8 protein-coding genes and 1 pseudogene are annotated in these 11,417 nt (G+C 56.8%); 4 read left to right on the forward strand and 5 right to left on the reverse strand.

The genetic code is table 11. From position 1 onward, the window contains the following. Window position 1 precedes the first annotated feature (1 nt). Window positions 2-984, reverse strand: a pseudogene (gene trbB, locus JD971_RS05605) (P-type conjugative transfer ATPase TrbB). A 340-nt stretch (window positions 985-1,324) separates the two neighbouring features. Here trbB and JD971_RS05610 point away from each other — a divergent pair. From JD971_RS05610 to JD971_RS05620, 3 genes are read left to right on the forward strand one after another with little or no spacing between them, the layout of a single operon-like run. After that, window positions 1,325-2,362 carry a NotI family restriction endonuclease gene (locus JD971_RS05610; protein ID WP_202086564.1) on the forward strand — a complete coding sequence of 346 codons (1,038 nt, stop codon included), beginning with the start codon at window positions 1,325-1,327 and terminating at the stop codon, window positions 2,360-2,362. Between the two features lie 52 nt (window positions 2,363-2,414). After that, entirely contained in the window at window positions 2,415-3,536 is a 1,122-nt protein-coding gene (locus JD971_RS05615; RefSeq protein WP_202086566.1) for a DNA cytosine methyltransferase, read from the forward strand. Window positions 3,537-3,583: 47 nt separating this feature from the next. Beyond that, window positions 3,584-3,823, forward strand: a complete 240-nt coding sequence (locus JD971_RS05620; protein ID WP_202086568.1) for a hypothetical protein — start codon at window positions 3,584-3,586, stop codon at window positions 3,821-3,823. A 96-nt stretch (window positions 3,824-3,919) separates the two neighbouring features. Here JD971_RS05620 and JD971_RS05625 read toward each other — a convergent pair whose 3' ends face one another. After that, entirely contained in the window at window positions 3,920-4,201 is a 282-nt protein-coding gene (locus JD971_RS05625; protein ID WP_202086571.1) for a WYL domain-containing protein, read from the reverse strand. 31 nt (window positions 4,202-4,232) lie between these two features. On the opposite strand from JD971_RS05625, the gene JD971_RS05630 reads away from it, so the two are divergent. Next, a complete protein-coding gene (locus JD971_RS05630) occupies window positions 4,233-6,200 on the forward strand; it encodes an ATP-dependent endonuclease (protein ID WP_202086574.1) in 1,968 nt (655 codons plus the stop codon). Between the two features lie 94 nt (window positions 6,201-6,294). On the opposite strand, the gene JD971_RS05635 is transcribed toward JD971_RS05630, so the two are convergent. The 3 genes from JD971_RS05635 to JD971_RS05645 form a co-directional block, all read right to left on the reverse strand. Next, window positions 6,295-8,922: an AAA family ATPase gene (locus JD971_RS05635; RefSeq protein ID WP_202086576.1), complete on the reverse strand. Its 2,628-nt coding sequence runs from the start codon at window positions 8,920-8,922 to the stop codon at window positions 6,295-6,297. Further along, window positions 8,919-10,031, reverse strand: coding sequence for a DNA repair exonuclease (locus tag JD971_RS05640; protein WP_202086578.1), 1,113 nt, complete (start codon window positions 10,029-10,031; stop codon window positions 8,919-8,921). The genes JD971_RS05635 and JD971_RS05640 overlap by 4 nt, the downstream gene beginning before the upstream one ends. 366 nt (window positions 10,032-10,397) lie before the next feature. Beyond that, window positions 10,398-11,336, reverse strand: a complete 939-nt coding sequence (locus JD971_RS05645; RefSeq protein WP_202086580.1) for a HEPN domain-containing protein — start codon at window positions 11,334-11,336, stop codon at window positions 10,398-10,400. Window positions 11,337-11,417: the final 81 nt, after the last annotated feature.

The raw sequence follows: 11,417 nt of genomic DNA on the forward strand, positions 1-11,417 counted from the left end.
GTCACGAAGGGTCTCCTGCTGAGGATGGAAGGGGGGCGAGAACGTATTCGCCGGTGGCATCGAGTCCGCGTACTTCGGCGAGCTCGGCAAGGCGCCGCCCAGTACCGTCGCGCACGAGCACGGCGATGATGTCGATGGTCTCAGCGATCAGCGCGCGCGGCACGGTGACCACGCTTTCCTGGATCAGCTGTTCGAGCCGCCGCAGCGTACCGAGCGCCGGTAGCCGGTATGAATCGTGCCGATCCCGCCCGGATGACCGGTGCCCCAGGCTTTCAGCAGATCGAGCGCTTCGGCACCGCGCACCTCACCGATCGGAATGCGATCGGGCCGCAAGCGCAGCGCGGATCGGACGAGATCGGACAAGGTCGCAACGCCGTCCTTGGTTCGCAGCGACACCAGATTGGACGCTGCACATTGCAGCTCCAGCGTATCCTCGATCAGAACGACACGGTCGGACGTGGATGCGACCTCGGCGAGCAACGCATTGGTGAGCGTCGTCTTGCCGGTTGAGGTGCCGCCGACGACCAGAATGTTCTTCTTTGCAGCGACTGCACCGGCAAGCGCTTCGGCCTGCCATTTGCTCATGATCCCTGCTGTCACATAATCGGCCAGCGAGAACACCGCGATGGCTGGCTTGCGGATGGCGAAGCTTGGGGCGGCAACCACCGGTGGTAGCAAACCTTCGAAGCGTTCGCCGCCTTCCGGGAGTTCGGCGGATACGCGCGGTGCACCTGCGTGAACCTCGGCGCTGACATGATGGGCGACCAGCCGGATGATCCGCTCACCATCGGCTGCGCTCATCAGATATTCGGTCGCCGCGAGGCCTTCGCCCAATCGGTCCACCCAGAGACGCCCATCGGGGTTGAGCATGACTTCGATGACATCGGGTTCATCAAGCCAGCGGGCGATATCAGCACCAAGCGCGGTGCGCAGCATGCGCGCGCCGCGCGATGCGATTTCGGACCTGAGAGGGATAACGCTCATGGACTGCCTCGGATGCGGCAACCGACCACCGGCTGCATTCGCGAGGCAGATCAAAAAGACATCAAATCATGGTCGGGCAACAAGGAATCGCGCAAATCGTAGATTAGCGTGGCATTGAGAGGAAACGTCGCTTGAGCGAGGCTTCCCAAAGGTGATGATGCTGACGACTTTGCTCTACATGCGCCCCGCTATAAGCGATCTTCACGCTGAACGGAGCTTCCCGGACGTTGCTAAGCAAGGCCCGGTTAGAAAGGAATTGGCGGGGAATACAATTGGCCAAGAATTGTCGGACCACTGTTAAACCTGCACATAGGGCCGACCATCTTTAAACGGGGCATCCATGGCCGACAGAAAATTCCATATCGCAGAATGGTATGGCGATCCGTTTCACGAACTCGCGGATACCGCACGTGTTGTACGCGCCGCGCATGTCGTGGGTGGTTCCGCAATGAAGAAAGACGAGCTCGACCGCCTCGCCGTACTCGAGCAAAAGCTGGCCGAAACATCTCTGACGGCGCGCGAAGCGAAACGCCTCGATGTACTTCGCGAGAAGCTTTCGAAGCAGAATGAAGACGAGCTGCCTTGCCCGTTCAAGGCCGGACGAGACCACCCCGTTTGCACCAAGAAAGGCGGGGTGTGTTCAATCCGCCTTTATGAAGACAGCGGCAATCAAATCGAACCTGTAAAAGGCGATCAAGGAAAGATTAGATCGCTTTGCCCATGGCGGTTCCATCAGGGTCACGTCGCATTTGCAGAAATCGGCAAGAGCCTTCTGGGAACTTCGGACCCGGTCGAGGTCGGCGAGGTTGGGTTTCTCGAATCTACCGGCAGCCTGGACAGCGAAGAGGGCAAAGACGTCGGTCGGATAGACATGGTCCTGCTCAAGTTGGACAAGGATGACCAGTCCTTGCTGGACTGGGTGGCTGTCGAGGTTCAGGCAGTTTATTTTTCTGGCAAGAGGATGGCAGTCGAATTTGACGATATCGCCAACCGTCAGGGGAAACTGGCAATGCCGGTCCTGGGCAGGCGCCCTGACTACCGCAGCAGCGGCGTAAAGCGGCTCATGCCTCAGCTTCTGACCAAGATTCCTACGCTCAGGCGCTGGGGAAAGAAGATGGCCATCGTGGTCGATTGGGCTTTCTACCATTCGATGGGCCAGATGGAGCAGACAAAGCATATTTCCAACGCCGATATCGCGTGGTTTATCGCAGATTTTGTCGAAGATCCGGTGTCGGGCCGTTACCAGCTCAAGATCGTGGATGAGATTTATACCACTCTCGAAAGCGCTACGCTCGGATTGACCGGCGGAATTCCGGTTGCTCAAGGCGACTTCGAAGCGCGGATCAAGGCGAAAGCAGGACTGGATCGCTTGCTATGACACAGCGATATATGTATCAGGACAAAAAGAGAACAAACCGAAGGCTGTCTCAATGACAAAATCCGCGATTGATCTGTTTTGTGGTGCTGGAGGCCTCTCTGCCGGACTGGAGATGGCGGGCTTTCGCGTCCTGGCCGGGAATGATTGCTTCGAGGCGGCAGGCAAAACGTTTTCGGCAACCCATCCGAACGCGCAATTCATCCCGGGCCCGATCGAGGATTTGTCGGTCGAGCGGCTCATGAGAGTGACCGGGCTCAAGAAAGGCGAGTTGACCGTGCTCGTTGGCGGACCGCCCTGTCAGGCCTACTCGGTCTACAATCATAAGCGTGGCATGCATGACAGGCGCGCAACGCTGTTCAGGGAATACCTTCGGATCGTTGAGGGCATGAAACCCGAATGGATCGTGATGGAGAATGTCAAAGGCATCTATTCCATCGGCGGTGGCGAAGCGGTTCGCACAATCAAAGCCGAACTTGCGGCTCTGGGGTACGACGTCGAAGAGGCAGTGCTCAAGGCCGAAGATTTCGGTGTACCGCAGGAACGCCGCAGAGTGGTCTTTATCGGCAACCGGCTCGGCCTGCCTATCTCCCACCCGGATCCCACCCACGGACCGGACCGGGCCCATCCCTTCACGACAATTCAAGATGCGATCGGTGACCTTCCCGAGATCGAGAACGGTGAAGATCCGGGTGCCCCTGCCTATCGCACAGAGGCTTCGTCGGCCTTCCAGCGTCAGCTGCGTGGCAATGCAACCCACGTGACGCAGCACGCCGCACCGCGCCTCGGCAAGGTGAATATGGATCGCCTTCCGCACATCCCGCAAGGCGGAAGCTGGCGCGACATTCCGCATGAACTTCTGCCTGCGGGCATGAAAAGAGCAAAGCGGTCCGATCACACCAAGCGTTACGGTCGGATGCGTTGGGACGGTCTTGCGTGCACGATCCTGACCAAATGCGACATTCACTGGGGCGCTTACATCCATCCGGAAAAGGATCGTGCGATAACCGTTCGCGAAGCGGCTCGCCTGCAATCATTCCCGGACTATTTCGAGTTTTTCGGCTCGAAGACAGAACAGTATATTCAGGTGGGAAATGCAGTGCCTCCCCTGCTCGGGAAAGCCATTGGAGAACATCTGCTGACGCTTATGTCGCACCAGGTGAGACGAGCCGCTTGACACGCGCCCAGCCGGCAGGCCGAAGCACTGATAGAAAGGATGCTCAGATGAGCTTCGACTATCACAGGGAGATGACGGAAGCAGTGTCGCAGGCCCCTTCTTCAGACCCGAATGATCTGGTCTGGATCATGAACGATTACCACAGAGCCAGGTATCGTCACTTCCTTGAATTCGAGATGGGTGTCGAAGTCGACGACTCGGAATCTTTCGGCATTCCGATAGAAACGGGCGAACCATCAGATGGCAGGCCTTTCCAGTTGATCCAAAAATATAGGTCGCAATCGTAGCGTCAACTTTGGGCCGGAAGCTGACCGTCTGCTTCAAGAGATGAGCCAGCAAAGAGCTGTCATTCGACATTCGGTATTCATCGGCGGGCTCTTCAGCTACAACTCGGCGAAGATCTTAGAATATCGTCCGTCACCTTTTTGGTAGGCGGGTCGTTCGTCTTCGAACGGTTCGCCCTGCGGCTCGATCGCAGTCATCTCGGAAAGAATGTAGAGGCGAAAATCCTCCCCGCTCCCACCAGAGAGCTGCCAAGCGCTCAAGCTCTCATTCCCATTGTGCTGAACGCCGTAAGTGTGGGGCTCAACCACTCGCGTTTTGCCCTTATAATCGAAAGTCAGGAGTAGTCGTTCTTGTATCGCATTGATAATCGTCTGATTCATAAGTCTTCCTACTTCCAGTCGGAGAACAGCTTTGCAGCTAAAACAGATCCGGGTCCAGAACTTCCGATCATTGAAAGACGTGACGATTGACGTCGGTGCCCATACTGCGCTGATTGGTGGGAACGGCGCTGGTAAGTCCAGTGTCCTAAAAGCATTACAGGCCTTCTATTCGACATCGAAGAAACTGCCTTCCGACGATTTCTACGGTCGCGATGAAAATCTAGAGGTAAGTATCGAGCTGACTTACAATCAGCTTACGCCTCTTGAGGCTGAAAGCTTTGCGAGCAGGGTGCGCAATGGCGAGCTGGTCGTCACACGCATCTTTGATCAAACTGCATCGACAGGGCGATACCATGGTTCGGTTCTTCAAAATTCCGACTTCGTTCCGATCCGAGGACTCATACAAGCAGGTCCTCGCCGTGACGCTTATAGGGATCTCCGCAACAACAACCCAGCATATGCAGGCCTGCCTGCCGTTACCAGCGCAACGCAAGCCGATGACGCCATGTCGGCGTGGGAGGAGGCGAATCCCGAAGCCTTGGAGCTTCATTTGGATGATGGTCAATTCTTCGGATTCCAGAATGCGAGCAGAGGAGCATTGCAGCGCCATACGACCTTCGTCTTTGTGTCCGCAGTTCGGGACGCTTCCGTTGACGCGACCGACGGGAAGAGCTCGGCGGTAGGACAGCTTCTTGAGTTGCTCGTCAGAAGCGCAATCCAGCAACGTCAGGAGATCCAGGCTTTCAAGCAGGAGATGGCAGAGCGCTATCAGGAATTGGTATCACCGGAGAATATGCCAGAACTCGGCGTTCTCGCAGACAACCTCACCCGAGATTTGCGCAATCTCTACGAGGACGCAGCGGTAGGCATGGATTGGCGAGCGGTCGAGGAATTTCCAGTTCCTCTCCCGATGGCAGATGTGGAGCTATCTGATGATGGTTTCGGAGCCCCAGTCGATCGTCAGGGCCATGGTCTGCAACGCGCTTTCATTTTCACGATCTTGCAGCATTTAGCTCGCTCGACGGTTCTGGCCGGGAACGAGGTGGAAGAGGAGGAGCCCGAAGGCGAACAGACGCCAGTTCCGCAGCTCATCTTGGCGATCGAAGAACCTGAACTCTATCAGCATCCCACAAAACAACGTCATTTAGCGGACGTTTTGCGAGGATTGAGCAACGGCACGTTGCCGGGTGCCGATGCGCGGACTCAGATTCTATTTGCAACGCACTCACCGTTCTTCGTCTCGCTCGGGCATGCCGACGAGATACGCTTAGCTCGAAAAATTGCGATCGAAGAGTGTGAGTTCAAAATCTGCGATCTGCAATCGCTTTCCCTAGATGCCGCAGCGACACGTTTGGAGGCGGCTTGGCAGAAGGATCCGGGCACCTTTACCGGCGCGACCCTGATGCCCCGTCTGCATATTCTCGGTGCAGAGTTGAGTGAGGGCTATTTCGCCCAAGGCGTGATCCTCGTCGAAGGGAGGAGCGACAAGGCAGCTCTGGAAGCGGCTGCCCGAATGCTTAATGTAAATTTCGCTTCGGCGGGCATCGCTATCTTGTCAGCCGAAGGCAAGGAAAATCTGGACCGACCTTATGTGATTTTTACCGAGCTCGGCGTGCCGGTCTACACGATCTGGGATTGCGATGGGCACAAGAACGCAAACAACGCTCACCCAGCTACGAACCTAGCGCTTGCGCGGCTCTGCGATCTGACAGGGGACATCGAGGAAGCTCCCACAGAGACCACGGTCGAAGCGAGTTACGCACACTTCCAAGACTCTCTGGAGCGCACTTTGAAGAGCGAAATCGGCGAGGCAGAACTTCAGCAGTATCTCCAAGCAGCGTGTGCGCCACTTGAACTGCCGGCTAACGGAGAAACTCAAAAGATTCCCGAAGTGATGTTCCAAACTCTTTCGCTTGCGAGAGAAAACGGAAAAGAGTCGGCTATTCTCAATTCCATTGTCCAGCGTGCCTGGACACACCTCACAGGTCAAAATCTCTAGTCTCACCGGCTAAAAAATCAGATTCCGCTTCAGAAACAAATCTGCCAAGTCCAAGCGCTGAGTGTCACGGTCGTGTTTGTGGTCAAAGCCTCCTTCAACCAATTGCGATGTGCGTGCCGCCAAGGTGTCGAAAAGCTCGCTCCCGACACGTGAGAAGGATTACTTGCATCCGCTCAGCAGCTTCAGTCAGAATATCACTCATCAGATCCAGTCTAGCATCGTCGGAATAGGCTAGCGGGTCATCGAGGATCAAGGATACCGGTCGTCCCTTTTCGAGGAGCATGTCGGCGAAGGCCAACCGTGTTAGGACTGCGAGTTGCTCCTGCGTTCCGCGGGATAGGTTGGAACATCCTTCCTCAGTTCCTGCCCGAGTGATCGAATGCAGCTGGAGATCTTCTGTGAACGACAGGTCACATCCGGGCAGAAGCCGCTCAATGTGGCGTTTTGCCCTGCGAGCAATGGGTCCAACATAAGTACGGGAGGTCTCTAAACGCGCATCTTCGAGCGTGTCGCGCAACAGTTTCACTGTTGTAGCTTCTTCGCTCACGCGATCGAATAACCTTTGCGCAGCTTCCGCCTCTTCCTCTGCCTTTGCTGCTGCTTCGGCGAGGCCTTTTCCGCCTTCGGTTTCAATTGTGGCTTCAAGTCTCGCGATCTCCAGCTGAAGTTCGGTGGCTTGCGTTCGGGCTGACTCCGCGCGCTTGTCGATCTTCTCTATTTGTCGTTCTATGGCGTCGGGATCGAGAGAACCAGCATTCTCCTGAGCCTTTTGCCATGCGACATCCGCACTGGCTGCTTTCTTGCGCGCGGCGAGCAGTTCCGCATCCAAGTTTGCGAAGCGCGGGTCTGCTTCGATTGTTGCAATCTGCTGCTCGGCGCTAGCGAGAGTGGAGCGTGCCGAGGTTTCTGCTGTGGCGAGTGGGCGGTCCTTCTCTTCAGCCTTTCGCAAGGCTTCAAGTGCAGCCTGGTGAGTGCCATCGGCGGTCGCGAGACCATCCTCAGCATCTTCGAAACACTTCTCCAATTCAGCTAGGTCGGGAATTGTAGCAGGTGCCACCGTGTCGCTGTCAGCGATTGACGCGACGAATCTCCTCAATGCATCAGCCCCAGCACCAACTTCTACTGCCGGCACGGCGGGGGTGATTGCTTCGATACGCGCATCGAGCGCGGCGATACTTGCTTTCGCATCACGAGCGGCGTCAACACGATTGCGCGCTTCCGAAACACTCGCGACACCGATCTGAGACAGCTCCGTTTTGAGCCGTGCGTTTAGATTGTCCAGCTGCGCTTGCGCACTCGCTGTCCCGCGCGGCGGTTTGACGATCAGTTCGGCGCCACCGCCGAGACCAATCCTGGTTTCCTCAATGATCGTTCGCGTGCCGTTGCCAAATTCATCCCCATCGACAGTAATGTGGGATGCTTCGCCGACCAGTTCGATGGTGGTTGAGCCAGCAGATAGCTCGGCAGAGGCGGTCGCGACGTCCCGTTGGAGGGATTCCAGCGACTTCATCGTTTGGGGATCGACGCCAGACGCTTCGATCTTTCTTGCTTCAGCAAGCTCTGCCTCCAGCTCGACGAGCTTTTCATGTCGACTTTTCGCGTCAGCGATTGCCGAATGTTGAGAAGCGGCGGTGGCGAGCAGCCGGGCGTGTCCTAACGCGGATCGTGCGGCTGCGCGGGCATCGCGGGCCGATGACAGCGCTTGCTTCGCGCTCTCTTCTTTCTTCTTCGCGTCCGCGACTTCCGCCTCGACTTCCGCCCGTTTTGAATTTGCATCGGCTAATGCATCAGTGGCTTCTGACTTCGCTGATACAGCAGTTTTATGGCGTTCCGCGAACTCGCCAAGCGCGTCGGCATCTGCCTGTGCCGCCGAGCGTTCGGCTTTGCGCTGGCCGAGCATCAAGGCGGCTGCCCGGGCTGTTTCGAGAGACTTCACGAGATCGGCACGCGCTCGTACATCGTGTTCGTCCGCCAATTCACGTTTCAGAACCTTGATACGCGCTTGTTTGTCGGCAAGCTCTGAGAAGGAACGTTCCAACGCGGCGAGATCGGAGGCGGCCTGATCCGCTGCATCTCGCGCCGTTTGCGCAGCATCACGTGCCGATTTTTGTCGGCCCCCAATCGAACCGCCTGGAGTCCAGTAATCGGCGAATTGCTTGTCGACGGAGGCACGTACGGCATCGTGCGTCGCCCCACCCATGATCGAGCCAACTTCCGCTTCCAAGGTTGAGCGTACGCTGTTCCGCACGATTTCACCCGGCGCCTTTACGGAAAGCGCATCACCTTGTCCGACCCAGAGCAAACCTAAGGCACCGTAGGAGTCCAGATCGGCATCACGGCTCGTGCTGCGCTCGAACCCAAGCAGCGCCTGTAATTGTTCTTCCGCCGCATCGCCTGAAGTGCGTCCTTTCGGCCCCCGGACTTCAAGTGCTGGCGATTTGAGGAATTTCTTGGCGACGTGCCAACGCTCTTCGTCGATCTGAAACTCAATTTCGACCTCGGGCGCTACGTTTTCGCCGAATGGCATGAAGGATTGCGCAAGCTGGTTTTTCGTACCGTGCCGGACGAAGAGGCCGGCGCGAAGGGCTTCGAGAAGCGTGGATTTGCCGGTTTCGTTTGGCTCGATGACAATGTTGAGGCCGCTTCCGAGGCCTTCGATCACCATGGGATCGCGGAACTTCCGGAAATTGGTCGCGACAATGCGTTCGAGCTGCAAGCTCATGAGCCGACTACCTTGGCGTGTTCGACAAATAGCCGTTCAAGTGCTTTTCGCGCGATCAGGCTTTCTGGCCCATCCTCCTGGATACGAGCATTGAGCGTCGAAGCTGCTGTTCCCAAGATCCCTTCGGCGGCAAATGCCGCCAGATCGTCGTCACTGGGTTTCGCTACGAGGTCCGTTGCCGAGAAGGAGAAGTAGCGGAACCTGTGCGCAAGATCGTGCTCGATCGAGCTCAGTATGGCGACGCGGTCAGTCAGTGTCGTGATGCCGCTTAGCGTCAACCGAACGAGCGTTGCGGCAGGATCGCACTCGTCGAGAAGTTGGGCACTGTAAGCTTCGAACCCTGCGGCATCGTCCACGCGCCAGTCGCGCCTCAGCCATTGGTACTTTCCCGTTCGGAGTTCGGTGACGATCGGTTCGCTACTTTGTTCGAGTTCCACAAGCAGCGCTTTGCCAGGTTCATCGCGCTGAAACTGATCAACCTCTGGCGTTCCGGAATACCAGGTGCGCGAATTCACCTGCAGGAGGCCGTGCCAGTCACCAAGGGCAAGATAGTCGAGCGCGGAGCGCGCCGCGCGATCAGGAGCGATTTGGTTCTTTGTCTCGCCTTGAGCACTGAAATCTACGATCGACCCGTGTGCCAGTCCTATGCGTAGAATTGCTCCGGGGGTCTCCATTGTGTCGAAGGACTCTGTCGGGTCGTCATTCTGATGGCGATGAACGAGCGGTGCTGGTAACAGCCAAACGCCGTCATCGAGTTCGCTTGGTCGAGCCTCCGGTATCAAGTTTACGTTGCCTGGTAGACGCCCTTCGATCCGGTCCCACAAACCTCCGGCTCTGACGAAATCGTGATTTCCGGGTAGCAGCCACCAACTGCATTGATACCGTTCCATTCGGGAGAGAGCTTGAACGATTGTTCGCGTGTCTGGACCTTCGGTGTCAAAGACGTCACCTGCTACCAGGATATGCGGAACCGAATGCTCTCTTGTCATCTGCCCGATGGTGTCAATCGCATCAAAGCGCGCTTCCGTGAGGGCGCTGCGCACTTCGGGTTCAGCCCAGGCAAAGGGCTTTCCTAATTGCCAGTCGGCGGTGTGAATAAAACGAAACACGTTATCCCCTCATTCCCCGTCGTCACTTGAGGTCGGTGGACCTCACCCTCCAATCAATCCGCTTACGGACCTAGTCTTTGTTATTCTGCTCAGGCAACTGCGCGACAAGTGAAAATTTCAATCTTCTTGTCGCAATATCTCTTTCTCAAAAGGCTTTTTTGACAAAGCGCACGGCGACCGACGCAAGATCGGTCCAATGATGCGGCACGCGCAATGGCAGCTTTTGAGAATAAACGCTGAGTTGCTTAACGTCCGACAATGGGGCGCAAAGCAGTCTTTGACTGGAATGTCCGCAATCGGATCGAAAGCGGAAGGTCCGCTTAGGGCGAGCCGAAGCGCAAAGCTGCCGCACTGCGAAAAAGGGTCTCACTGATTATCCGGTCGCGCTTTCGCGGCAGCCTTGAGCTTTCCTAAGCGCTCGCTGCATACCTCGTGCACGACACGGCCAAGCTCCTCGACCTGCTCGCCAAGCCATTCGAGCTCTTCTTTCGTGATGCGGTAGTGCTTTGAGTAGCGCGCCTTGACGTAGGCTTCCTTGAGCTTCTCGAAGCGCGCGCGATCACGACGAGTGTTGCGCGGCCAGACATAGGTCAGGCGGGGGTCGATCCGTTCGGCCTGGGTGCGGAGGAAGCCGAGATTGTGCACATGCGGCGTGTAAAAAGTGCAGACAAGAAGCACACAGTGATAAAGGAATTCGGCTGCCTGGTGAGTATCAAAAGCTGCTTCTTTTAGGCGGCCCTGGCTGGCTGTGTATCGGGCTGTGTCCAATCGACCCGCACCACCTGGAAACCACTCATCAAAATACTCCTGCGCCATGCAAAGCGCCTGTTCGGGGGTCTTCGGCTTTGGCGTGTGCAATTCGGTATCGTCGGACTCGTAAAGCGCGATCCCGTCCTTGGCGACATCCATGAAGAAGTAGCGGCCATGGGCCAGCCCATCGTTCACTTCCTGCAAGGTATGGACAATGAAGTTCACCGGCGTGTTGAGCGTCTTGGTGACGCCGTATTCGCGTATGAGCCGATCGTCGAGCTTCGACCAGTACTTCACCCGATCAACGAGGCGTTTGTCGTTGACGATGATGAGCAGGTCGTAATCCGACTGGTAACCCTTGGCCGTATGCGGTTCGTCGACCCATGTGCCGCGCGCATAGCTGCCGTAGAGCACAACCTTGAGAATGCGCCCCGCCTTCTTCCATTCGTGCTTTGCCAGTGCAAAGGCATCATCGAATTCTTCGAAAATCAGCTGCACCACGCGCTCAAGTTCGCGTTGCTTTTGCGGAGGCAGATGATCGAGTTCGGTGCGCATTACTGGACCTTTAGCAAGCACTTGGAATGGTTGCACCCTCGCATTGCTGCGCGGTGCGGCGGCGCATCCAACAAAGCGTCC

It is taken from the genome of Croceicoccus sp. YJ47, assembly GCF_016745095.1.
Taxonomy (GTDB): domain Bacteria; phylum Pseudomonadota; class Alphaproteobacteria; order Sphingomonadales; family Sphingomonadaceae; genus Croceicoccus.